This window comes from Pseudarthrobacter sp. SL88, from assembly GCF_026672455.1.
Lineage (GTDB): Bacteria > Actinomycetota > Actinomycetes > Actinomycetales > Micrococcaceae > Arthrobacter.
This window is the reverse complement of record NZ_JAPPRD010000001.1, coordinates 854,756-878,650: the sequence shown is the minus strand read 5'-3', so window position 1 is coordinate 878,650 and position 23,895 is coordinate 854,756. Positions and strand designations below refer to the sequence as shown.

24 protein-coding genes are annotated in these 23,895 nt (G+C 67.9%); 8 read left to right on the top strand and 16 right to left on the bottom strand.

Features of this window, described 5'->3' with window-relative positions:
- Positions 1-272: 272 nt before the first annotated feature.
- Together OVA06_RS03980 and OVA06_RS03975 are read left to right on the top strand one after the other, a co-directional pair.
- Complete coding sequence (locus tag OVA06_RS03980) at positions 273-1,487, top strand: aminotransferase class I/II-fold pyridoxal phosphate-dependent enzyme (RefSeq protein WP_268156493.1); 1,215 nt, start codon at positions 273-275, stop codon at positions 1,485-1,487.
- A gap of 29 nt (positions 1,488-1,516) precedes the next feature.
- A complete protein-coding gene (locus OVA06_RS03975; protein WP_268156491.1) occupies positions 1,517-2,344 on the top strand; it encodes a VOC family protein in 828 nt (275 codons plus the stop codon).
- Between the two features lie 18 nt (positions 2,345-2,362).
- Here the strand turns inward: OVA06_RS03975 and menD are convergent, their stop codons facing one another.
- From menD to OVA06_RS03955, 4 genes are all read right to left on the bottom strand, one after another.
- The gene (menD, locus tag OVA06_RS03970) at positions 2,363-4,180 is read right to left on the bottom strand and encodes a 2-succinyl-5-enolpyruvyl-6-hydroxy-3-cyclohexene-1-carboxylic-acid synthase (RefSeq protein ID WP_442793518.1); all 1,818 of its coding nucleotides are present in this window, start codon (positions 4,178-4,180) and stop codon (positions 2,363-2,365) included.
- A 139-nt stretch (positions 4,181-4,319) separates the two neighbouring features.
- Complete coding sequence (locus OVA06_RS03965; RefSeq protein ID WP_268156489.1) at positions 4,320-6,401, bottom strand: PhoX family protein; 2,082 nt, start codon at positions 6,399-6,401, stop codon at positions 4,320-4,322.
- Between the two features lie 121 nt (positions 6,402-6,522).
- On the bottom strand, positions 6,523-7,524 hold the full coding sequence (locus OVA06_RS03960) for an o-succinylbenzoate synthase (protein WP_268156487.1): 1,002 nt from the start codon (positions 7,522-7,524) through the stop codon (positions 6,523-6,525).
- Positions 7,525-7,589: 65 nt separating this feature from the next.
- Entirely contained in the window at positions 7,590-8,606 is a 1,017-nt protein-coding gene (locus OVA06_RS03955) for a magnesium and cobalt transport protein CorA (protein WP_056075730.1), read from the bottom strand.
- Positions 8,607-8,731: 125 nt separating this feature from the next.
- On the opposite strand from OVA06_RS03955, the gene OVA06_RS03950 reads away from it, so the two are divergent.
- From OVA06_RS03950 to OVA06_RS03935, 4 genes are all read left to right on the top strand, one after another.
- Positions 8,732-9,079, top strand: a complete 348-nt coding sequence (locus OVA06_RS03950; protein WP_268156485.1) for an ArsR/SmtB family transcription factor — start codon at positions 8,732-8,734, stop codon at positions 9,077-9,079.
- Positions 9,080-9,090: 11 nt separating this feature from the next.
- Entirely contained in the window at positions 9,091-9,600 is a 510-nt protein-coding gene (locus OVA06_RS03945; RefSeq protein ID WP_268156483.1) for an SRPBCC family protein, read from the top strand.
- A gap of 48 nt (positions 9,601-9,648) precedes the next feature.
- A complete protein-coding gene (locus tag OVA06_RS03940; protein WP_268156481.1) occupies positions 9,649-10,836 on the top strand; it encodes an MFS transporter in 1,188 nt (395 codons plus the stop codon).
- A gap of 68 nt (positions 10,837-10,904) precedes the next feature.
- Positions 10,905-11,795 (top strand): phosphatase PAP2 family protein, encoded by an 891-nt coding sequence (locus OVA06_RS03935; protein ID WP_056075739.1) that lies wholly within the window; start codon positions 10,905-10,907, stop codon positions 11,793-11,795.
- Between the two features lie 543 nt (positions 11,796-12,338).
- Here OVA06_RS03935 and OVA06_RS03930 read toward each other — a convergent pair.
- From OVA06_RS03930 to OVA06_RS03900, 7 genes are all read right to left on the bottom strand, one after another.
- Positions 12,339-12,824 carry a hypothetical protein gene (locus OVA06_RS03930; protein ID WP_268156479.1) on the bottom strand — a complete coding sequence of 162 codons (486 nt, stop codon included), beginning with the start codon at positions 12,822-12,824 and terminating at the stop codon, positions 12,339-12,341.
- Entirely contained in the window at positions 12,825-13,478 is a 654-nt protein-coding gene (locus OVA06_RS03925; RefSeq protein WP_268156477.1) for a signal peptidase I, read from the bottom strand.
- A complete protein-coding gene (locus tag OVA06_RS03920; protein ID WP_268156475.1) occupies positions 13,468-14,073 on the bottom strand; it encodes a hypothetical protein in 606 nt (201 codons plus the stop codon). Before OVA06_RS03920 ends, OVA06_RS03925 begins: the two co-directional genes overlap by 11 nt.
- 70 nt (positions 14,074-14,143) lie before the next feature.
- Positions 14,144-14,683, bottom strand: coding sequence for an alternate-type signal peptide domain-containing protein (locus tag OVA06_RS03915; RefSeq protein ID WP_268156473.1), 540 nt, complete (start codon positions 14,681-14,683; stop codon positions 14,144-14,146).
- Positions 14,684-14,855: 172 nt separating this feature from the next.
- Positions 14,856-15,572 (bottom strand): esterase/lipase family protein, encoded by a 717-nt coding sequence (locus OVA06_RS03910; RefSeq protein ID WP_268156471.1) that lies wholly within the window; start codon positions 15,570-15,572, stop codon positions 14,856-14,858.
- 128 nt (positions 15,573-15,700) lie between these two features.
- Positions 15,701-16,915: an FAD-dependent oxidoreductase gene (locus OVA06_RS03905; protein WP_268156469.1), complete on the bottom strand. Its 1,215-nt coding sequence runs from the start codon at positions 16,913-16,915 to the stop codon at positions 15,701-15,703.
- 88 nt (positions 16,916-17,003) lie between these two features.
- Entirely contained in the window at positions 17,004-18,221 is a 1,218-nt protein-coding gene (locus tag OVA06_RS03900; protein ID WP_268156467.1) for an MFS transporter, read from the bottom strand.
- Positions 18,222-18,425: 204 nt separating this feature from the next.
- Here OVA06_RS03900 and OVA06_RS03895 point away from each other — a divergent pair, with 204 nt between their 5' ends.
- Together OVA06_RS03895 and OVA06_RS03890 are read left to right on the top strand one after the other, a co-directional pair.
- Positions 18,426-18,791, top strand: coding sequence for a hypothetical protein (locus tag OVA06_RS03895; RefSeq protein WP_056076431.1), 366 nt, complete (start codon positions 18,426-18,428; stop codon positions 18,789-18,791).
- Between the two features lie 154 nt (positions 18,792-18,945).
- Positions 18,946-19,269, top strand: coding sequence for a hypothetical protein (locus OVA06_RS03890; RefSeq protein ID WP_268156464.1), 324 nt, complete (start codon positions 18,946-18,948; stop codon positions 19,267-19,269).
- Between the two features lie 237 nt (positions 19,270-19,506).
- Here the strand turns inward: OVA06_RS03890 and OVA06_RS03885 are convergent, their stop codons facing one another.
- The 5 genes from OVA06_RS03885 to aztB form a co-directional block, all read right to left on the bottom strand.
- Positions 19,507-20,121, bottom strand: coding sequence for a hypothetical protein (locus OVA06_RS03885; RefSeq protein ID WP_268156462.1), 615 nt, complete (start codon positions 20,119-20,121; stop codon positions 19,507-19,509).
- A complete protein-coding gene (locus OVA06_RS03880) occupies positions 20,090-20,719 on the bottom strand; it encodes a hypothetical protein (protein WP_268156460.1) in 630 nt (209 codons plus the stop codon). Before OVA06_RS03880 ends, OVA06_RS03885 begins: the two co-directional genes overlap by 32 nt.
- A gap of 67 nt (positions 20,720-20,786) precedes the next feature.
- The gene (aztC, locus tag OVA06_RS03875) at positions 20,787-21,764 is read right to left on the bottom strand and encodes a zinc ABC transporter substrate-binding protein AztC (RefSeq protein ID WP_268156458.1); all 978 of its coding nucleotides are present in this window, start codon (positions 21,762-21,764) and stop codon (positions 20,787-20,789) included.
- Positions 21,761-22,978: a hypothetical protein gene (locus OVA06_RS03870; RefSeq protein WP_268156456.1), complete on the bottom strand. Its 1,218-nt coding sequence runs from the start codon at positions 22,976-22,978 to the stop codon at positions 21,761-21,763. The genes aztC and OVA06_RS03870 overlap by 4 nt, the downstream gene beginning before the upstream one ends.
- A complete protein-coding gene (gene aztB, locus OVA06_RS03865) occupies positions 22,956-23,861 on the bottom strand; it encodes a zinc ABC transporter permease AztB (protein WP_268156454.1) in 906 nt (301 codons plus the stop codon). Before aztB ends, OVA06_RS03870 begins: the two co-directional genes overlap by 23 nt.
- Between the last annotated feature and the right edge of the window lie 34 nt (positions 23,862-23,895).

The window sequence follows — 23,895 nt, the reverse complement described above, 5'->3', positions numbered from 1 at the left end:
CCCTCCGGTTTTCGGACAACTCGAATCCCTGGCGCTGCGGATACCCCCGCAGCGCCAGGGATTTTGTGCGTCTGGGCACCGTTACGCGCCGGGGACGTCGCGCCGCGAACGACGGGCTGCGAACGACGGCGGGACCGGGCGTGGGCATTCACGCCAGCCTTTACATGGGGGCAGGCGGAGCCGAGAATGGGTCCCACCACAGCCCTCGCCCCGCAGCGCCCTGCCCGAGCCGCCTGCGGTCCGGTCCCGGGCCAGCAGAGGAGCGCCGATCCATGAACCATGCAACAGCCGCCCCGCAGGCAGCCTCGCCGGTCTCCGCCCGGGCAGCCCGGCTGGCGTCGATCCCGTCCTTCCTGCGGGTTGACGAATACATCCGGGAGTTCGGCGCACGGAGGGACGGGGTGGCGGGAGGCTGCGATTTCACGTTCGGCAATCCCCACCAGATGCCCGCCGGCCGCTACGTCACTGCGCTGCAGGATGCGCTGGTCCCGCAGCATGACCAGTGGTTCGCCTACCAGGCCAACGGCCGCGCCGCCTGTGAGGCCGCCGCGGAGTCGCTTGAGGTGTTATTGGACGTCCCCTTCCGCCCGGAGGACATCTACCTCACCACCGGCGGTTTCGCCGCGATTGCGCTGGCACTGAAGACCGTTGCCGACCCCGGGGATGAGGTGGTCTTCAGCCTGCCGCCGTGGTTCCTGTACGAGCCGCTGATCCTCGAGGCGGGCCTGGTACCGGTGAAGGTCACGGTGGACACAACCACGTTCGACCTGGACCTGGAGGCTATCGAATCCGCCATCACCGACCGGACCCGGTGTGTCATCGTCAACACACCCAACAACCCCACCGGCCGCATCTACCCGCAAGAACTGCTGGCCCGGCTCGCGCAGTTGCTGGAGACGGCATCGGCACGGATCGGCCGGCGGATCTACCTCATTTCGGACGAGCCCTACAACCGGATCGTGTTCGACGGCATCCGCTTTCACAGTCCCGTGGAGTTCTACCCTTACACGCTGTTGGCCTACTCGTATGGCAAGACCCACCTGTCCCCCGGCCAGCGGGTTGGCTATCTTGCCCTGCCGCCCGGAATGCCGCACCGGGATGACCTGCGACCGGCCATCTCCGGCCTGCAGGTGGCAATGGGCTGGATATACCCGAACGCGCTGCTGCAGCACGCGCTGCCGGACCTCGAAAAGTTCTCCATCGACGTAGGCCAGTTGCAGCGCCGCCGGGACCGCCTGGTCGACGCTCTCGGCGGCATGGGCTACCGCGTGCACCCGCCGGAAGGCACCTTTTATCTGTACGCCACCTCCCCCATACCGGACGACGAGGCGTTCACCGCGCGGCTCGCGGCCCGGGACGTCTTCGTCCTTCCGGGTGCGCTCTTCGAGACCCCTGGCTTCTTCCGGATTTCCCTCACCGCCAACGAGGACATGATTGAGCGCAGCCTGCCGGTCTTCGAAGCGGCCCTGAAAGAAAGCCCTGCATGACAACTTTCCCCGACGCACAGGAGTGAAGCATGAATCCCAGGACCTATCCGGCGGGCGTCCCGTGCTGGATCGATACCACCCAGCCGGATGTTGACGCCGCTGCGGCCTTCTACTCGGGGCTGTTCGGCTGGACGTTCGAGGACGTCATGCCTCCCGGCGCCCCCGGCCGGTACCTGATCGCGAAGCTCGATGGCCTGGACGTCGCCGGCCTGGGCAGCGGCGGCGCCGCGGAGGCCTCCTGGAGCACGTACATTGCCGTTGACGACGCCGATGCCGCCGTCCAGGAGCTTGTTGCCGGAGGTGCCACCCTTCTTTCCAAGCCGGAGGACGCGGGCGAGGGCGGCCGGGACGCGGCCCTCGCCGATCCGCAGGGGGCCGGATTCCACGTCTGGCAGGCCAGGCGGAGACCGGGTGTCCAGGTGGCGAACGTGCCGGGATCCTGGAATTTCAGCGACCTGCATACGCCGGACCCGGGCCCTGCCATCAGCTTCTACCAGGAGGCCTTCGGGTGGGAGGTGGACGATCTCGGCTTCGGCATGCTGGTCCGGCGTCCCGGATACGGAGACCACCTGGAAGCCACGGTTGACCCGGACATCAGGAAACGGCAGTCACAGATAGCGGCGCCCATGGGGTTCGAGGACGCGGTTGCCTGGATCGTCACCACCGGTCCGGACAGGCCGCCGCACTGGCACGTCACGTTCACCGTCGCGGACCGGGACCAGACTGCTTCCGACGCTGAGCGGCTGGGCGCCGAGGTACTGCACCGGGACGAATCCGACTGGACACGCGAGGCACTCATCCGGGACCCGCAGGGAGCCATCTTCTCCGCCAGCCAGTTCACTCCCCCGGGTCGCTGACGGCGCCGGCTTCCCCGCCTACTGCCCCGCCAGCACGCCTGTCACGGCGGCGGACACCGCATCCTTGATCCGCCCGTGGAGTTGCCGCAGGGCGCTGCGGTCGGTGCGGACCTCCACAATGCTGCGCCCCTTGACCGGTCGGCCGAGCGCTTCGGCGAGTCCCGCCGTCGTGGTCACCAGTGAATGGCCGACGCCGTAGGCTGCGGCGAGTGCCGCGATGTCGGCTGAGTGCGGGGTGGCGAAGAGGCGTTCGACGGCGTCTCCGTAGCGGCCGCCGTCGCGCACGGCACCGTGCTCCAGCAGGTCGAAGATCGCTCCGCCGGCATCGTTGAGCACCACGATCCGCAGGTCTGGCACCTCCTCGCCGCTGCCGAGGAGCAGGCCGCCGGCATCGTGCAGGAACGTGACATCGCCCAGCAGGACGGTGGTTTCCTGGCGGCCGCCCAGCGCCAGCCCGGTGGCGGTGGAAATGGTGCCGTCGATGCCCGCCAAACCCCGGTTGGCGTACACGGTGGCGGCGGGGTCCGGGGCGGGGAGGGCTGCGAGGTCGGCGTCGCGGATGCCGTTGGAGGAGCCCAGGAGCAGCTGGCCGCGGGTGTGCTTCCACACGAGAGATGCCACCGATGGGCCCGTGGCAGCTGCCTCCGCGGCCACCACCTGGTCCACGGCGTGCTGGGCTGCCGAACCCGCCAGAAGCCACGTGTCCAGCCAGGCCGCTGATCCCCTGCCCGCAAATTCGGCGAGGTCAGCCAGGTCCGCCAGCGGCAGTTCAGTGCGCCGGCCGGGCTCGTACCAGGCCACGGGCACCGGCTGGTACAGCGCGGACTGGACGTCCGAACGGGCCAGCAGCGCGGCCACCGGCCGGGACAGCGTGGGCCTGCCGAACAGCACCACGCGCTCGATGGGCTGCGCGGCGTCGGGGCCGAAGTGCTCCAGCAGCAGCCGGTAGGGGCCCACTGCGTTTGGACCGAACCGGGCATTGGAGGACGGCTCGGCGAGCAGCGGCAGGTTGTGGGCGCGGGCGAACGCTTCGGCGACCGGACCGGCGTCGTGCCCTGCCAGCACTGCGGTGCGGCGCTCCGGCAGGTCTTCGGAGGCCGTGGGCAGGTCCATGACCAGCGGCTCGGCACCTATCCGGAAGCGCCGGCGCGCCGCGGTGGCCGGAAGCCCCTCCCCTTCCGCCGGCACCAGCGGATCCCGGAAGGCAAGATTGAGCTGGACCGGGCCCGGCGGAATGTCATCGAATGCACCGGTCGCGGCGGACAGCGCGGTACTGACGGCACGTTCGGGGCTGGCACCCGCTGGAACGTCGGCGGCGAACCGGACGTGGTCGCCGAACAGGTCCGGCTGGATGGTGGTCTGATTTGCGCCGGTACCGCGGAGTTCGTCCGGCCGGTCCGCGGAGAGGACAACCAGCGGGACGGCGGCGTGGTTGGCTTCCATCACCGCCGGCATCAGGTTCCCGACGGCGGTCCCGGACGTGGTCAGCACGGCGGCGGGTGCGCCGGTGGCCAGGGCTAGTCCCAGGGCCGTGAAGCCCGCGGCCCGCTCGTCGATCCGGACCAGCAGCTCCACCCGGCCCGCCGCCGACGCCTCGGCCAGTGCGTAGGCCATCGGTGCCGACCTCGATCCCGGGCAGACCACCACGTGCTGCACGCCGCCGTCGAGCAGGACCCCGACGGCGATGCGCGCCGCGGCAATGGCGCCCAGCGCGGGCGCGTCGAAGGCGGCGGCGCCGTGGGCGGAAGAGGCGGCGGCGTCGTGGGCGGAAGAGGTGGCGGCGTCGGGCCCGTCAGAAGTGGCGGCGTCGTGGGCGGGATCGTTCAGCGAAGTCACCAACCCAGTCTGCCACCCTCCAACACCCGCTCACTCGTGGTCGCCTAAAACACAACGCCCGCTCACCAGCCCCAGCTGACTGGAACTCCGGTGAGCGGGCGTTTGCCCCGAAGGCGCCACAAGGGAGCGCGCGTCGGGGTTAGCCGCGGAACACCTGGATCACTGCCGGGCGCGGTGCGCGTACCTGGCCGGCGGCCGGCTTGGCACCCGCACCGACGTAGTCCGGGAAGTAGGAGTGCGGTGCTTCGAAGGTGCCTTCCTCGCCCGGGTGTTGGACTGCGACGAACAAGGTCCGCTCCTCGTCGTGGATGATGGGGCCGCAGGTCTCGGCGTCGCGCGGGACGGCCAGGAACTGTTCCACCTTGCCACGCTCCGCGCCGTCCAGGGTGACCTTGAACAGGCCGTCGTTGTAGCCAATACCGGAAGGGGCGCCATCGGTGGAGATCCAGAGGTTGCCCACCGAGTCGAAGGCAACGTTGTCCGGGCAGGAGATGGGCGAAACCTTGTCCACCGGGTAGCCGGAGAAGTAGGTGACGTCGCCCTGGGCCGGATCGCCGCAGACCATCAGCAGGTTCCAGCTGAAGCTGGTGGACGTCTGGTCGCCGGTTTCGGTGATTTCGACGATGTGCCCGTCGCGGTTCTGGGTGCGCGGGTTGACCTCCGTGGCACCTTCCTTACCGGCCTTGCCGCGGTCGGAGTTGTTGGTGCAGACCACGTAGACCTTGCCGGTGTGCAGGCTCGGCTGGACGTCCTCGCAGCGGTCCATCTTTGTAGGGCCGCCCTTGGCATTGGCCGCCTTATCAGCGGCGATGCGGGTATGAACCAGGACTTCTTCGACGGACATGCCGGTGATGGCTGACTTGCCGTCAATTACCAAGGGCAGCCATTCACCGATTCCGTCAAACGCACCGTCTGAGGGGACCGTGCCGGTGCCGGTGATCTCCGCGGCGGGCGAGTTGCCGGTGAACTGGGCCACGAAGAGGTTGCCCTCGGACAGCAGGCCCATGTTGTTCTTGCGGTTGCCTTCGATGTACTTGCCCTTGGAAATGAACTTGTACAGGTAGTCGAATCGCTCGTCGTCGCCCATGTAGGCCACAACGTGGCCTGATTTGGCGACAATCACGTTGGCGCCCTCGTGCTTGAAGCGGCCCATGGCGGAGTGCTTCTTCGGAGTAGAGGTGGGGTCGAAAGGGTCGACCTCGACGATCCAGCCGAAACGGTTGGCCTCGTTTTCGTAGCCGGCGTTGCGGGTGTCGAAGCGGGGGTCGTCAAGTTCCCACTTGCGGGAGGTGGCGTTGGCGGTCAGGCCGTAGCGCTTGTCGCTGGCCGAGGCGCCGCCTGCCACGAAGTAGGCGTTGAAGTTCTCTTCGCCGGAGAGGATGGTGCCCCAGGGAGTGGTGCCGCCGGAGCAGTTGCCGAACGTGCCCTTGATGGCCTTGCCGGTGGGGTCGGCGACGGTCTTCACAAGGGCCGAGCCGGCAACCGGGCCGGTCAGTTCATAGGTGGTGTCGTCGAGGAAGCGGCGGTTAAGGGGTGCGCCCTGGACGTAGGACCACGGCTTGGTGGTGTTCTTGCGCTCGAGTTCGACGACGGCCAGGCCATGGGCGGCACGGCCGATGGCCCGGGTTTCCTTGGCGTCGTAGCCGGCGGGAACCATGATGTTCTCGTTCGTGTACTCGTGGTTGGTGAACAGGATTGCGCGGCGGCCCTTGGTGTTGGGGATTTCCAGGATGTCCGTGTAGTCGTTGTTGTAACCGAACTGGCGGGCCTGGGCGGCGGCGGTCTGCTTGTTGATGTCGAAGTCCGGCGAGTCACTGAACAACGGGTCGCCCCAGCGGATGACCGGCTGCCAGGTGAAGCCGTCCGGGACGGTAACCGCGTCAACGGCGGCGTCCACAGGCTTGATGGCGGTGAACTGAAGCTTGGACTTTCCGAAGCCCTCCTTGGCAGCCTTGGACAGTCCGGCGGCGGAGGCCGGTTCAGCCGATGTGACGGCGGAGCCGAGCGCCACGGCGAGGGCACCGGCAGCACCAAGGCCCAGTGCGGCGCGACGGGACATGGTGGCGGAGGCGATATCACGGAAGTAGCTGTTGGAGCTGGTGTTGCAGGTTTCGCCTGCACACGCGTTGTCGCACTTCAGGGCACAGGTGACCGGGCTGCGCTTGCCCTTGGTATGGCCGAGCATGGGCAGCAGGTTAAATTTGCGGGCAGTTTCAGACATGGGGAACCTTCCAAGGAATCTCTCTGGGGTGCCCGATCACCTTTCCAGCCGGTTCCGACGCGGAGCCATCCAGCAGGTGAAGTTGAGGTTAACCGCCCATGACCTGCAGAAACGTCAGCGCCTACCCGGCCAGGAGGGCGTGGACGCGGCGCAGCCGTGCCAGCCACCAGTCCCGGCGTTCGGGCGTTGCCGCGTACTGCTCCAGCAGCCCGGGATCGGCGGCGGCTTCGCGGAGGGTGATGGCGCCGTCGTCGGCCGTCAGCGGGTCCCGGGTGATGTCGGATTCGAACAGGGATACTGTCCCCAGCCCGCAGGCGTAGGGCAGTTCGGGGAGAGCCGCGGCAAGGGCCAGCCCGGCGCGGATGCCCACGGAGGTGTCCAGCGCGGAGCTGACGACGGCGGGCAGCCCGGCCTGCGCCACGATGTCCAGGGCCCGCCGCACTCCCCCGAGCGGCGCCACCTTGACCACAATCAGGTCGGCCGCCCCGGCCCGTGCCACTTTCAGGGGGTCGTCCTCCTTGCGGACGCTTTCGTCCGCGGCCACCAGCACCGGCGTTCCCGCAGCACGCAGCCGCGAGCGCACCTCGGCCAGGCCCTCGATGTCCGGGACGGGCTGCTCAGCGTATTCGAGGCCGACGGCGGACAGCCGGGTCAGTGCCCTGACCGCGGCGGGCACGTCCCACCCGCCATTGGCGTCCACCCGGATCGCGGCGCCGGGGAGCTCCGCGCGGACGGCTTCCACCCGTGCGGCGTCGTCCTCCAGGGTCTGGCCGCGCTCCGCTACCTTGACCTTGACGGCATCCACCCTGCCGAAACGCGCCAGGACCTCCGGCACCCGGGAGGCTTCCACGGCAGGGACCGTGGCGTTGACGGGTATCGCCGTGCGCAGCGGCTGGGGAAACCCCTGCCAGGCGGCCTCGATGGCGGCGGCCAGCCACCGCGAAGCCTCGGCATCGCCATACTCCGGGAACGGGCAGAATTCGCCCCAACCGGCCGGGCCCTGGATCAGCAGCGATTCCCGTTCCATGATCCCGCGGAACTTCACCCGCATGGGCAGGCTGACAACGTGTGCCCCTGCCAGCAGTTCGTCCAGTGGGGGGATCTGTGCGTCGGGGGCAGGCATGGGTTCACTTTACCGGCGAGCCGCGCGCGGCCGCCGCGGGCAGCAGAATGCCTGGGTGGATAAGCCTAGATCCACTTGTTGTGCTTGAAGGTGACGTAGAGCCCCAAACCCATGGCAAGCATCAGGCCGATGGCGTAGGGGTAGCCATAAGTCCACGTCAGCTCGGGCATGGCGGTGAAGTTCATGCCGTAGATGGACGCCACGAGGGTGGGAGCGAACAGGATGGCGGCCCAGGACGAGATGCGCTTGACCTGTTCATTCTGCCTAAAGCTGGATTCGGTCATCCGCTGCATCTCCTCGTTTTGCCGCTGCGCCACCAGGGCTGCGTTGACCGCGAGCGCGTTCTGTAGCAGTGCCCGGAAGGCCGCCACGCGTTCGTTGAGCCGCAGGACGTGGTCCAGCACATCGCGGAGGTGGTCCTGGAGGTCGGCATCAGCCGGGCGTTGCGGGGTTCCCGCCATCAGGGCCTGCAGGATCCCGGCCAGCGGGCTGGTGGCGCGCTGGAACGTGATGACCTGGCGGGAGAGTTCGTAGATGCGCCGCGAGACCTCGGGATCGGCGCCGAAGAGGTCGTCCTCGATTTCGTCGATGTCGTTCTCCAGGCCGGCGGCTACTGGCTCGTACTCATCCACCACCTGGTCCAGGATGCCGTAGAGCACAGCCTCGGGGCCAAGGGCCAGGAACTCCGGCATCGATTCCATGCGCCGCCGGACCTTGGCCAGGTCCGGTGATTCTGCGTGCCGGACGGTCACCACGTACTCGTCACCGGCAAAGACGTGGATCTCGCCGAAGTCCACCTTCTCCACGTCATCGCGGTACCTGGCCGGCCGCAGCACCAGGAACAGGCATTCACCGTAGTGTTCCAGTTTGGCCCGCTGGTGGCCTGCGAGGGCGTCCTCGACGGCGAGCGGGTTCAGGTCGAATTCCTCGCCCACCGACTGCAGCTCCTCGGCGTCCGGGCGGTAGAGGCCGATCCAGGCCATTCCTTCGCGCTGCCTCAGCGCAAAGTAGGTTTCGTCCAGGCTTTCCGGGTCCGCTGTCCGCATTCCGTTCACGTAGACGGCGTTGTCGACGATCGTCACGGCTTCGCCTCCTTCAGGAGCCACCGCGGGGCCCGCGCCGGACCCCCTGCACGAAGGGTAGACCTTCGGGACGGGCACGCCAACAGCCCCTTCTTTGCATATCCATATGGGTATACGATGGGGCCATGGCACGGGCAGCGACTACCGCAGATGCGTTCAACGCCGTGGCCGAGCCCCGCCGTCGGGAAATCCTGGACGTCCTGGCCGGCGGCGAGCGGACCGTCAGCGAACTGGTGGAGCTGCTGGAGCTGGCGCAACCGCACGTGTCCCGGCATCTGCGGGTGTTGCGGGAGGTGGGCGCCGTGGAAGTCCGCGACGCCGGCCGGCAACGGGTCTACCGGCTCCAGCCGCAGGCCTTGAAGCCCATCCACGACTGGGTGTCCAGCTACGCGGACCTCTGGGCGGAGCGCTTCGGCCTCCTCGACGGCGTGCTGGATGACATGCAGGAGCAGGAAAAACAGGACGGACACTAAGGAGCAGGACAATGGCACAGGCAGGCAGCAGGACCATGGATGTAACCTTCCCCACCGACGAGGAAATCCTCATCACCCGGACGCTGGACGCCCCACCGCACCTCGTCTTCAGGGCCTGGACCACGCCGGAGCTTGTCAGGCGCTGGTGGCCGGGACGGCGCGGCGAGATGACGGTGGCGGAGATGGACTTCCGGGTGGGCGGGAAGTGGCGGTACGTCATGCTGGCGCACGGCGAAGCGGAAGTCGCCTTCCACGGCACCTACCGCGAGATCGTCCCGGACCAGCGGATCGTGCACACGGAGGTGATGGAGTTCCCGGGCACGGCACAGGACGGCGAAGAAGGCGCGGTGGTCAACACGGTCACCTTCGAAGCGGCCGACGGCGGCGCCGGCACCAGGGTCAGCATCCGCACCCACGCGGGCAGCAGGGAAGTCCGGGACATGATTGCGCAGTCCGGCATGGAAGGCGGCGTCCGCGAACAGTTCGAGATCATCGCGGAAATCGTGGCCGCCCTCGCGTGACACGGGAAGCACACACCAGGAGATGCAACAGTTGTTACAGTCCATCGTGTGACTGAGTCCGGAACCCCTTCGCGCCAGCGGGTGGCCACCCGCACCGCCACGGCCCCGCTGTACGCCGCCGGGTTCGTGACGGCCTTCGGCGCCCACAGCATCGCTGCCGGCCTGGGCGCGCAAAGCGGGAACATCGGCCTGACGCTGCTGAACCTCGGCATCCTGCTGGCCCTGTACGACGTCGCCGAGGTTTTCCTCAAACCTGTCTTCGGCGCCCTCAGCGACCGGGTGGGGCCCAAACCGGTCATCGTGGGCGGGCTCCTGGCCTTCGCTGCCCTGTCGCTCATCGGACTGTGGGCAGCGGACCCGCTCATGCTCGCCCTGGCCCGGCTGGGACAGGGCGCCGCCGCCTCAGCCTTCTCGCCGGCGTCGTCCGCCATGGTGGCGAGGCTCGCACGCGGCGGCAAGGCGGGCGCCTACTTTGGCAAATACGGCTCATGGAAGAGCCTTGGCTACATCATCGGCCCGCTGCTCGGGGCAGGGCTGATCCTGGCCGGCGGCTTCGCCCTGCTGTTCGGCGCACTGGCCGTGCTGGCAGCGGCCACCGCCGTCTGGGTGCTGGCGGCGGTACCGCATCTTGAGCCGCTCCCCCGCCAGCGCTACACGGTCATGGACCTCGCCCGGCAGGTGGGCGAGCGCAGGTTCTGGGTTCCCACGCTGGTCCTCGCTGCCTCCACCGGTGCGCTCGGCGCGGCCATCGGCTTCCTTCCGGCACTCGCCACCCGCCACGGCCTGGACGCTTTCGCCGGTACCGCCGCCGTCAGCGTCCTGGCGCTCGGCTCGGTGCTGACCCAGCCGTGGATGGGCAGGCTGCGGGACCAGGGCCGGGTCACGGACAACAGGGGCACGACGGCGGGGCTGCTCCTGATTGCCGCCGGCGTCGCACTGCTGGCGGCCGCCCCCGCCTCGGTCACCATCTTCGTTGCGGCGGCGGCGATCGGAGTGGGCATCGGCGCTGCCACTCCCCTGGGCTTTGCGCACCTGGCGGACAGCACACCGCCGGAACGGATGGGCCGCACCATGGGCTCGGCCGAGCTCGGCAGGGAACTTGGCGACGCCGGTGGTCCGCTCCTGGTGGGTGGCGTGGCGACGCTGACGGCCCTGCCGTTCGGGCTGGGCGCCCTTGCCCTGGTGGTGGCTGCGGCCAGCATCCCCAGGCTGCCCCCATCCAGCCCGCCCGAGTAGCGAACACCGACGGCGCGCCCAGCACACGCGGAGAGGCCTCCCAGCTTTCTATGACACCCTTATCGACGATGACTTCCTCACGGCAAACGCACCCCAGGACGCCTGCCCGGCCCGCACCGGGATCGGGTTTCCTGTTCGTGCTGGCCACCCTGGCCTGCGTTGCCGGGCTCGTGGCCACGTACTACTACTTTGTGCAGACCACCACCGGGCAGTTCATCGATGAGTCCGCGCTGGTGGAAGCAGTGGACATCCACGGCCCGGCCGGCAAGGCAACCACCCGGTTCCTGGACCTGCTGCCCACCATTTCCCTGGTGATGGCCGCCGTCGTGATCCTGTTCGTCACCGTGATCCGGAAGCACTGGACCGAAGCCGGGATCGCCGTGGCCGCGTGCATCGGCGCGAACGTGGCCACGCAGGTGCTCAAGGACCTGCTCCCGGCCCGCCCGGACAAGGGCGTGGTAACCCTGGAGCTGAACTCGCTGCCGTCCGGGCACACCACCCTGGCGGCATCCGCTGCGGCTGCCGTGTTCCTGATGGCATCGCCCCGGTGGCGGCCCATGGCCGGGTTCGTGGGCGGCACGTTCGCCATCGCCTCCGGGGTGTCCACCCTGATCAACCAGTGGCACCGCCCGGCCGATGTTGTGGCCGCGTTCCTCCTGGTGGGGGCGTTCATGATTCCTGCCGGGTGGCTGATCCTGCGGCGCGGAACCTGGATTGCGTGGGAGGGCTTCAACCGGCACATCGGCTCGGCCAGGATCTGGCTGGTCCTTCCCGTGCTGATTGGCCTGGCTTCCGCGGCCGTGGCGGCCTATTCGCTGATCCGGATTGCGCCGAGCCCGTGGCAGGAAACCAGCACCACCAACTACTTCTGGGCCGGGATCTCGCTGATCGTGATCGCCGGCTACCTGGCCACGGTGGCCACCACGTCCCTGTTCGCCTTCGCGGCGCGGCGCCGCTGACGCCAGGACTGGGGCTCTCTGGGTCACCCTGACCACCTCCCCCTTTTCCCTCCCCAACTAGGTAGCAGTAGATGTCGTTTTGAGGGCTCAGAACGACATCTACTGCTACTTAGTTGAAAGGACGATTAGGCGGGTCCCCGCAGTGCCTATCTGTAGACCTCGCGTCGACTCAAACCTGACAGGAATTTGAGTGTTCCTTGCGGCAGATCCGGCCCTTCCTTGATCTGCCTACCGGATAGTAACTTTCACCGGGTTGCTGGGACCCGGTAACGCGGCTCCTGTTGGAGGCGCTCCAATTCTCCTGGCGGCGTCTTGAAGTGGGCGCCGCCAGGAACCCACTTCCAGTCAAACGAACCGTTCCCGCCAGGGCAGCGGTTCTTTCGCTTTTAACGGCTTGTTGCCCTGGTGGCGCCTTGCCTTGGCGATCCGCAGGGCGATCCGCCCGGCCCTTAAACCACACCAGCTCGGCAGAAGCTGGCGCCGCCCTCGGGGGGGGTGGTGGCGGCGCCTGCTTCCGCCGAGCTGGCGGAGTCTTTCCACGCGCTAGGCGGTGGCTGAGATGCAGATGACTTTGTCGCTGTTGTTGCCCTGCTCCAGGCCGACAACAGCGGTGGCCGTGACCTGTGTCTGGTCGGCGTAGGTGGCCACTACACGAATGGTGAGCTGCGACGTGGAGCGGTTGGCGGAAATGATTTGCGACCCGATAGACAAGGTGACGGTGCTGGTGGTCCCCAGCACCACTGATTCGGCATAGGACGGGCCGTAGGTCCCATTGGCCTGCCGTGCCGAATACGTCAGCGAGGTAGGTTTGCTGGTTCCTGCGGCGGACAGTGTGGCGATCTTTTGTGGGTTGTCGTTGCCGCAGGTGAACCCGGTGAAGGCCTGCAACGGCCACGCGACACTCATGGTGGCGGTGGCGCTTTGCTGCCACAGGGCCGACGCCGCAGTTCCACCGAGCCCCAGCATGACGGTCAGCACGAAAGCACCGACGGCAACCGCAGCCCCTGGCAGGTTCCGGAACGTGCGCATCTAGGCCACGGCTCCGGACGGATCCTTGCTGCCGCGGGGCTTGCGGACTGATTTGTAGACGGTGATGGCGCCGTAGCCGATGAGGCCGACGGCGGCCAGGACGGTCCAGGTGTCCCGGTCCGCGTTGCCCAGGGCGTTGGCCACGAAGCCCACATACGGAACGGCGTAGAACAGCTTGCCCTTGACCTGGATGGCCCGGACGGGCTCGGGATCGTTGGCGCCGTTGTTGTCGCCCTTGGTGATCAGCGTCTTCTCCCCCGCCTGGGTGGAACCGAAACCGACGATCCGGTGCGTGTCCACGTCCGGCCGGCCGGAATACATCTGGAACGTGATGACATCGCCGTACTTGAGTTCGTCGAACGCCACCGGCTTCATCACCATGAACGTACCTGGCGGGAACTTCTGCACCATGGACTTGGTCAGGATGGTGTAGGACTGCGAGCCGGTTGCCACCGGAATCACGATCAGGACCACGGCCGCGAACAGCGCCACGAGCATGGCGGACATGCTCAGGATGCGTCCGACGGCGGCCCATGCCCCGGAGCCCTTGCGGCGGCTTGCGTCAGCGTCCGACGGCGACGGGTTGGCGGAGCGGGACTTCTTGCGCGATGCGCGGGCCGGGAAGGCCGGCCCGGCGGTCAGGTCAGCAGCCACCGGACACCCCGCACTGACGGGCGGTGAGCGGAAGGGTGATGTTCACTGCTTGTCCTTTCACGGAGCTGGGGGCCGCCGAGCTGAGGCTGGCCTGGAAGCAAAAGATGGTGGAACCGTTTTTGGCCACAGTGGGCGAGTCAAGCCCGCCTGCGCCGATCGCCAGATAGCCGGCGCTGTTGCTGCATTCTGTGGTGGAGGTGGCCCGCTTGGCGGTGACACTGATGTAGCTGGCCAGGGTCCCGCCGCTGACATTGGTGATGCTTGGCTGGCCCGCCGTGATGACGGTGTTGAACTGGCCACCGGCGTTGGTGTTGTTGGTGACCTGCACCCCGCCGTACACCGGAGTTCCCGGCCCCAGCGTGCCTGCCGGAGACAGCGTCAGGGTTGCTGCCGTTCCGTTGGCCAGCGTCATGTTGGTGGTTTGGCCCGAGTTGACTGCCGTCATCGCCATATCGAACGATGCCGAGCTGACTGTCCCGGGAGTCGCAACAACTGTGGCATTCCAGAGGGCGTAGCTGCCCTGAACGGTGAGGAGGCCCAGGAGCACTGCTGCGGCGACCAGGGCCGCCGCCTGCAGTGAGCGCTTGATGCGCATGGTGTCTCCTCCTGGTCTGTTTCCTTATTCTGCTGGCCGGGCGGCCCGAGGGCCACCCGGCCGTGTCAGGTCAGGAAAGACCAGTCTGGGCCACCTGCGTCAGCTGGAACGCCACGTTGTTGAAGTTGTAGCTGGCGGTGGTGTCCGCACGGCCCGCGGTGGTGGACAGGAATTCAAAGCTGATGGTTGCGGTGACCGTCTGCGCGGAACCGGTGGGCTTCAGCGGGTTGGCCACGGCCGTCCCACCCAGGGTGAGGGCCGGCGCGGAGACCGACACGTTGGCGGCGGTAAATCCGTTGGTGGCGCTGATGCCGGTGGTGCTGACGTCAGCGGCCATCTTGTTGCCTACCAGGGTGACGGTCAGGTCCTGTGTGAAGGTGAGCTTGTCGCCCGGAACCACCTTGTAGGTGTTGATGTCGATGGTGGTGCCGGCCCGGTCCTTCCAGACGCCGGCGGCGGTCTTCGCGACGTTCAGGTCGCCGGCGACGATGGTGCCGGGAGCCGCGGTTGCCTCGGCGTTCCAGTTGGCCAGCGATCCGCCGCCGCCCAGCAACAGTGCTGCGCCTACGGCGATGGCTGCGGTTCCCTTGATCAGAGTGCTGTTCTTCATGATGTGTCCCCTCAGACTTTGCTTACTTGGGTGGAAGTTGTCTTGCTGGGAACAACAATGCACAGCCAAACGCAGGAACATATCGCGAAAAAAGGCAAAGAAAGCTCAATTTATTTGAAAGTTAAACTACGGCCTGAACAGGGCTTTTATCGGTTGCAGCTCCGCAGCGGGCTTACAGCGAGGGCCCGGCCGCCGGGAGGGCCAGCTGCTCGGTGATGATGCGGGCGGTTTCCGGGTCGCCCAGGATCCGGAAGTGCCCGGCCGTGGGAAGCGCGATATTAATTGCGCCCGGCAGGACGCTCCCCTCGGGGATGTGCGGATCGAACGGGCCGTAGATGGAGGTGATTCTGCTGTTGATGGCTTCTTCGCGGGCCAATTCGAGGGTCAGGGCATTCCGTGGCGAGAACATCCGCAGGCTGGGCAGCAGCATGTACCTGGCGTAGCTGGAGCCGGAAAAGGGGGTGCATACGGTGATCATTTTGCTGATCCGGTGCTCCGGGTCCATCATCAGCATCGCGTACTTGCCGATCAGCCCGCCTTTGCTGTGCGCCACGATGGCGGCGTCACGCAGCCCCGCCTCCTCGATGTGCTGGGCCACCAGCCGGGCCGCCGCCGGGATCTCCAGCTTGTTCCGCTGCAGGACCGTGACTACGTGGACGGGGTGGCCGGCGTCGTGGATCCGCTGGATCAGGGGCAGCATGAACTGCCAGTTTTCGTACACCCCGGGGATGATCACCACGGGGTTCCGTGTGCCCTGGTGGAAAGAACCGGGCTGCACCCGGGACAGGACGCCCTCCACCTGGCACATGGCCGCATACACATAGTCCTGCACCCACCACAGCGCCTTCTGCAGCGGGCTGGTCCGAACCCGAGTCCCCGTTTCACCCATGTGTCGAGGATAACCGCGGTCCGGCGGGTACCCACCAATGCGGCCGGCCAAACTCCCCCCGCTGCCCCATCAGATCGCGTTGCTAAAACCGCCGTTTGGGGACCCGGTCCGATAGGGCAATGAGAGGGTCAGAAAATCTGCGGGTGTTCGGGGCGGAACCCGATGCCGATGAAGCGGGCTGCCGCGCGGTGTATCCGCGGGGCGAAGGCGCGCAGAACCCACTTGGCCGGCCGGGGAACGAAGGAGCGCCGGCCGGGGCGCCGGGCAATGGCCCGGTGGCCCAGGCGTTGGATGCGCTGCATTTTCCGGACAGGTACCTCCCGCCGTTTCTGCACCGCTGCGAGCGTGTCGTCGCGCACCTCGCTACGGGCGAGCCCGGGGGCGACGGCGTTGGCGAGTGCCACGGCATCCTGGATGGCGTAATTGACGCCGACGCCGAACATGGGCGACATCGCGTGGGCCGCGTCCCCAATGGCGATGAATCCGGGCCGGTGCCACGTCTCCAGCCGGTTGATCTTCACGGACAGGAGTTTGATCTGGTCCCAGTCCACGAGGCTCTCCGCGGGGACGGCCAGGTGGGAAGCCGCTGCACCGATGCGGGCACGGAACGCCGCAAGCCCTTCGGCTTTGATGCTTTCGAAGCTGTCTTTGCGGATGATCATGCCGGATTGGTAGTAGCTGCCCCGGTCCAGGGTCAGCACCAGGCCCTTGCCCGAAACGTATCCGAGCGTTGGCGGAAGCGGGTCGCGGGGTTTGGGCAGGTGGAACCACAGCACGTCAATGGGCACGCCCGACCCTGTTGGGTAGAGCCCGGCGTCGTTCCGGAGCGTCGATCCGCGCCCGTCGGCGGCCACGGTCAGGGGCGCGTGGATTTCCAGGGCTCCGTCAGGATCCGCGGCCCGGACACCGGCCACGCGGCCGCCGTCGTGAAGGACTTCATCTGCCCGTGTGCTCATCCGGAGCTCGAACCCCGGGAGCGCCGAGGCCTCGGCCGCGAGGAAGTTCAGGAAATCCCATTGCGGTGCGAACACCAGGAAGTTGTCCGGCGCCGGCAGGGTGCCAAAGTCTGCGATCGTGAACCGCTCTCCGTCGAAGACCGCGTCCATGGTGGTGATGCGGGTCAGCGGCAGGTCCAGGAACCGCTCCAGCAGCCCCAGCTCGCGCAGGAGCGTAAGGGTGGACGGGTGGATGGTGTCACCGCGGAAGTCGCGGAGGAAGTCGGCGTGCTTTTCCAGGACCGTGACCTGCAGGCCAGCCCGCGCGAGGAGGTAGCCAAGCACCATACCGGCAGGGCCTCCCCCGGCGATGACGCAGTCCCGCTTGATGCTCCGGGGAGTGTTCATGCGTACAGTGTCCACCCACCACAGCCCGTTGCCCTATCAGATGGAGTCCCTAGGATGCGGTTTTGGGGACTACAAGTGGTGGCGCAAGTCAGTAGTTGCGGCGGTGCTTCAGGCGGGGAATAACGACGGCGAACACGGCCGCCGCCGCGAACCCCAGGATGCCGGTGGCCGAGATCCCCGCGCCCAGCGATGCCACGGCGGTCACCCCGGAGAGCAGCAGCGGCCCGCCCGTGGAGCCGGCGTCGGCCATGAACCGCCAGAGCCCGAGGAACTGGCCGCGGCCGCGGTCCGGCGAGAAATCGGCCCCCAGCGTCATCACCAGCCCGGAGCTGATGCCGTTGCCGAACCCGATCAGCAGCGAGGCCAGCAGCAATCCTGTGAACGAGCCCGTCAGCGGGATCAGCACCAGCGCCGCGCCCATCAGCAGGGTGGACGGTACGGCCACGAACTGCCGGCCCTTGCGGTCCATGAGCTTGCCGGCCGGATAGAACACCAGCATGTCGATGGCCCCGGACAGCCCGTAAATGAGCGAAGCGGACGTGGCATCCATACCCAGGTGGTCGGCCCACAGCGGGATCACCACCTGCCGCGAGGAGCGGAGGGCGGACAGCAGCAGGATGCCGATGCCCACCGAGAGGAAGACCCCTGCATGGGACACCGCAACGCTCCGGAGCGTGGGCTGCGGGCCTGGTTTGCCTCCGTCGGACGCGTGCGGAGCGGCCAGGTCCGGGATGGTCAGGGACAGCAGCGCGGCGGCCGCCATGGCCACCACACCCACCCAGTAGGCGCCGTTGATGCCGCCAAACTGCATCACCGCAGCTCCCAAAAACGGTCCGATGAACACGCCGATCCTGTTCACGCCGCCCAGCGTGGACAGCGCCCTGGCCCGGAAATCCACCGGCACCGCCTCGGTGAGGTACTTTTGCCGGGCCAGGCCAAAAACGCTTCCTGACATCCCGACGACGGTCATCGCCACGGCGAGCAGCACCAGGCCGTTGGGCGCAAGGGAGGACAGCCCGGCAGCGGCGAGCGCCAGGCCGGCGGCGACGGACGCACCCACGATGGACCAGCGCTCCCCGAACTTCAGCGTGACAAGCGAGGCCGGCAAGTTGAAGAACCAGGATCCGAGACCCATCAGGGTAACGACTAGGGCAGCTACAGCGACAGTGGCGCCAAGGTCGCGGGCGGTCAGGGCCACCACGGGAAGGATGGCCCCCTGCCCCAGGCCAAACAGCAGGGTGGGGCCGAAGGCGGCCACCGCAATGCTGCGCAGGTTGAAGGGCTGGGCGCCACCGGGGGAAGTCATCAGATTTATCCTAGGGCTGTCCCCTCCTTCGCCGGCGCGCAACGTCGCCCCGCGCAACAGAAGCTACTGCCGGGGCCGGGGTGCGGCAGCGCGGACCTGCCTTCCAGGGGCAATTACTCCGGGGGGTCACAAACGGCCCGCGGAGGAGTACATTTCGCCTTAGGGGTGCTGTTCCGCGCCCCCAGCCAAGGGGAGGTCAACGTCATGGGTGAAGTGTGGATCCGTACGCTCGGCAACGGGCTGGTCCGGGCAGACAGAGCCACGGAAATTTCATCCACCCGCGGATCCCTCCACGAGGACCAAGGGTATTCGCTGAAGGTCATCGTGGACGGCAAGGGCCATGTGCTCATTGACGACGCCGACCTGCAGGGCTCCCTGGGTGATCGGCTGGAGTATGCCCGGCACATGGAGGACGCCCTGCTGCTTGCCATGGATGAGGCCCGCGAGAACGATGCCTCAGTGGTGGTGTCCTTCGAGCCTGAGCGGCAGCGCTGGTCCGCGGCCCCCGTGGCGGTGTTGACCGGAAGGCTTCCGGACCAGGCTGGCAGGGTTCCAGAAGCAGTGGGCTGACCCGCGGTCACAGGATCAGCATCGAAGCCGCCGGTAATAAATTCGTCAAAGTGTTGCGTGCATCACATTCAACCCCTACTCTGTATGAGGCTGATGAAAACGGCCACGCAAAAAGCTGCAGCGTCGCAGCCAATGCCGGGGAAGGCTTTACATCTTGAACTCTAAGCTCCACATTGTTGTCCGTATTGATCTCGACCACGCACGTGCGAAGGTGATTGCAAAGGGGCATATCACCGTCCACAGCGTCAATGCCCTTTATGTAGTCGCTAAACGGGCCAACTCCTTGAGGGAAGGGCTTGACCTGGAGCTGGACATCTCGCAGGCCTTCGTGGATGAAGCCGCACTGAAGATGCTCCGTACCGCGTCGGCAACCCGACATCTGCCCACCAGGATCGATCCGCTCCAGGCACCCTGCACCATCAGTGTCCTGGCACCGCGCCGCAAGGTTCCCGCCGCCGCCACCCGCCTGGCCGCATAGCGAAGACCCTGGCACCACAGAGCCCATGCATCGGGCCCGCGTGCCAGCCATTCCTGAAAGTTCCACCCCTCGCCCTGTCCCCTTGCCGCTGAACCCACACATACGGGTGGCGGCTCCGGACGGGGCGACGTGCGTTAAAGCGCGTACCCGAGTGTGTGATGCCATATCGCGCAAGAGTCCTGGGAGCCGCGGACGCACCCGCCCGCGGCTCCCAGGGGACAACCCCCGGACACGCGCCTAACCGGTAACCCCGGTCAGCTCGTTGGGCACTGCCTGCAGCGTGCCGGTGCCGGTGACCTTCCCGGTTTCGATGTCGACGGCGTGGATGGCCTTCGACGCCGGGTCCGTCACGTAGGCGGTGTGCCCGTTGACGAACAGGGTGGGCCGGGGCTGCTGCCAGTCCAGCGGTTCCTCCCACGGCGCGGTCACCGGGAAGACGTTCTTGACAGCCGCCGTTGCGGGGTCGATGACGTGCAGCGCGCCGTCCGTGCCGAGTACCAGGGCCTCGCCGTGCGGACCGCGGCCCAGGGAACGGAAGCTGTAGCTGGTGCCCAGGTCCACGAAGGCCAGGGATTTCGTCTCGGTGTTGATCAGGGACACGGTCTCCGGCCGTTCCAGTTCGGCGTCCTTGTCCTGCTTGTAGTCGCCCAGGGTCACCGGGGATTCCTCCGAGCCGGCCTGGTTGCCGATCCTGCCGTATTCAGTGGGGCTCTCCAGTTTGGTGATGGCGCCATCGGCGTAGATCAGGACGCCGGTCTGGCATCCGATGACCACTGCCTCCCCGGCTGCCGTGGCCTCGCCGTGCACTCCCGGGCAGTCCTCATTCCGGGCGATTTCCTTGCCGTCCCGCATCCAGCACCACTATTCCGGGCCGTTCCTGGTCGTTCCCGAGGGTGAGGACAAGCTCACCGTTGGCGAGTTCGACGGCGACGCCATGGTGGGCTTCTTCGGCGCGGTGGGTTTCCACCCGGGGCTGTCCGGAGGCCAGGTCCGCGGAGTTGAAGACGGTCACCTCGCCGGTCCCGTCGCTGAAGAGGATGGTCTTGCCATCGTGGCGGACCACGTGGCCGGGCTTGGTGGTGGGGAAGACGATGTCCGTCATGGCCGGGTCCTGGGCGTAGTGCCTGCCGCCGTCGGTCCACGCCCCGGTGTCCAGGACCTCGAATCCCTTGGCGGTGGAGATGACCACGTGGCGGCCGTCGCCGGCGGGGTTGATGCGGTTGAACCCCTCCATGGGAAAGTCGGCCAGCACCTCGAAGGTGGCGGGGTCGAGGACCTGGATGCCGCCGTCGTAGGTGGTGACAAGGCGCGGTGCTGCCGAGTCCACGGTGGCGGCCTGGGTTGGCGCAGGGCTGGCGGGGCTTGAGGCGGCGGTGCCGCAGCCGGAGAGCAGCAGGCCGGCGGCGGCCAGCACCGTCATCAGGCGGACGGGTGCGGTGCGGTGATACATGGATGGTTCCTTCTTTATGGGTGGGGAGCTCCGGGAGCGGAGCCCAGGTCTGTCTGGTGACGCCGGGTCAGGCCAGGGCCTGGGTGATGCGTTCGGCGTTGGTGCGCATCATGCCCAGGTAGGTGCCGGCGTCGGACCCCTCAGGGCCCAGGGATTCGGTGAACAGCGGGACCACGGCGATGTCCTCGCCGGCCTCGGCGGCCAGCACCTCGGCCAGCCGTGCGGGCTGCGACGAGTCGGCGAAGATGGCCCGCACTCCGGCGGACCGGATCTTGCCGGTGAGGTCGGCCAGGTCCGTGGGGCTGGGCGAGGCGAGCGTCGTGCCGCTCGGGATCACGGCACCCACCACCTCGAAACCGAAGCGCTGGGCCAGGTAGCCGAACACGTGGTGGTTGGTGATGATTTTTCGCTGGCCGGGGCCGATGCCGGCGAACCCGGCCTCCATGGCCGCCTCCAGTTCCTGCAGTTGCCCGGTGTAGGTGGCCGCCTGCGAGCGCACGGCGCCGGCGTCGGCGCCGCCCACGTGCTCACTCACTGCCGCGGCGATGGCCTCCGCGGCCTTGGCCACGCGGGAGGGGTCGGTCCAGAAGTGCGGGTCCGGAGCGCCCTGTCCGGACTGGGTGAAGGAGAGGGGCCCGACGGCGTCCAGCACCGGCAACGCCGGCACACCTTCGGCCTCGGCTGCTTTCACATGGTTGAGGACGTTCTCTTCGAGGCCGCCGCCGTTGTGGATGATGAGGGCAGCGTTTTCGATGCCGGCGGCCTGCCGGGCGGAGATGCCGAATGAGTGCGGGTCGGCGTTGGCAGCCATGAGGACCACCACATCGGCCTGCTCCCCCACCACGTTGCGGGTGATGTCGCCCAGGATGTTGGTGGTTACCACCACCGTGGGGCGGTCGGCGGCGGCGGCCGAGCATCCGCCCAGCGCAAGCCCCAGGCCTAAGCCCAGCACCAGGAGCGCGCCCAGCCGGGCCGGCCAGCCTGATATTCCTGCACGATTCCGGCCTGCAACCAGGTCCCGCCGCGTGGCCAGGCCCCGCCTCACAGTCCGGTCTCCAGCACAATGTCGGCAGCAGGAACGTCGAAGCTCCGTGCCACCCGCAGGCCGTCCGCGTAGTCGATCTCGTGGACCGCGGAGCCTGCGGGGTCGCTCACGTAGGCCCGGGAGGTGTCCACCAGGATCCGCGGAGCAGCGCTTCCCGGGGTGGAGGCCGCAAGCAGCGGAACCTGTGCATCAACGGCCCCGGTTGCAGGGTTCAGGGTCAACAGTGATCCATCGGCAGCAACAGCCAGTACCCGGCGTCCGTCGCCCACCGCGGAAGCGGCAACCACCGGAGCCGGTGTGGGCAGGAACGTCCACTTCCGTTTGGCGGCATCAAGGTGCCACACCCCGGCGTCGCCGGCCGGCCCGGCCAGTTCGTTGGACCCTGGGCGGTGGTCCAGGTGCGCGGCCGGCGGGCGGCCCGCGGCGCCGTCGGGATACGGAATCTTCTCCGCGCTGAAGGTGCCGGCATCCTCAGTGACCAGCAGCGCCCCGTCCGAGCATCCGAACACGATGCCCGCCCGGGTGGCGGCGTGTCCGGCCAGGCCCGGGCAGTCCTGCCGGCCGAGCACCGCCGAATCGCCGGCGTCACGCACTTCAACACCGTCGGCGGCAGCGGCACCGGCTGCCACGGATGCCAGGAAGTGGCCCCGGTAAGGCACCACCACGCCGGTGTGCGGGGAGGTGGTGATCCGGGCCGACTCCGCCAGGTTGCCGGCGTCGAGATCCTTGTGGCGGTACACGGCCGCGTACCCGCCGGACTCCGAAAACACTGCAATGGATGTGCCGTCGCCGGCCACTGCGCCCGCGTCCGGAACCTGGAGCAGGCCCACGGACCCGGGCTCGGCGCTGTAGTAATGCTTGTGCTCGCCATGGTCAACGGTCCAGGCGCCGGTATCGAAAACCTCCACCCCGGTGCCCGTGGCCATCAGGGCGTACCGGCCGTCGCGGTAGGCGGCGGTGACCGGACTGTCGGTGCCGGCGGCGGACGTCGCGCCGGTGAGGAGCGAAAGCAGCTGCCCCTTCCCCGTGGCTGAGTTGACGGTGAGCAGGCCCGTTTGTGGTTCGGAGTTCTCCTGCGCCCCGGCGATGTAGCCGTGCGGTTCAGCGGTTTCCGGCGCTGAGGCCGCGTCCGGGCCGGGCGCGGCGCAGGCGGACAGCAGCAGGGGCAGGCCGAGCAGGAGGGCGGCGGTTCTAGGCGTAGTGGTGCGGGGCACGGGTTTCCTTTTCCGGGAGTGGGGCGGGGACGACGACGGCGGCGGCCAGCGCGCCGGGGCGCGGCTTGGTGCCGCGGGTGGCGGAGTGGCAGAGGGCGGAGGCGAAGTAGGACAGGGCGGCGACCAGGGCGATGGTGGCGCCGGCGGCAGTGGACGCGTACCAGGAGATCCACAGTCCGGCCACCACGCTGGAGACGCCGATGAGCGCACTGAGGGCCATCACCGTCCCCACCGACCGTGCCCACACCAGCGCCGCCGCGGGAGGGGCGATCAGCAGCCCGAACACCAGGAGTGTCCCCACCACCTGGAAGGAGGCAGCCACGGCAACGGTGACCATGCCCAGCAGTACGGCATGGGTGAGCCGGGGCCGCAGCCCCAGGCTTGCCGCCTTCTGCGGATGGAACGTGGCCGCCGCCAGCGCGCGGTGGAAGCGTCCGGCCACGGCCAGCACCAGGCAGCCGACGACGGCGAGCAGCGCCACGTCCTCCATGCCCACCGCCAGCACATCCCCAAAGAGCGTGGCGGTAAGGTCCACGGCGAAGGAGCCGGAGGCGGACACGATGATCACGCCCAGCGAGAGCATCGCCACGAACAGTAGCCCGATGGCGGTGTCCTGGGAGACGCGCCGGTTCCGGGTGATCGCGGAGACGCCGGCCGCCGTGGCCGCAGCGCTGAGCGCGGCACCCAGGAGGAGGTTGCCGCCCAGCAGGGATGCAATGGCAATTCCGGGGAGCAGCCCGTGGGACATGGCGTCGCCGAGGAAGGCCATGCCGCGCACCACCACCCACGTGCCCACCACGGCGCAGACCACAGCCACCAGGCTGCCGGCCAGGACGGCGCGCTGCACGAAGGAGGCGCCCAGGGGTTCAAGTATCCATTCCATCGCCGCCACTGTATCTTAATAAGAATCATTATCA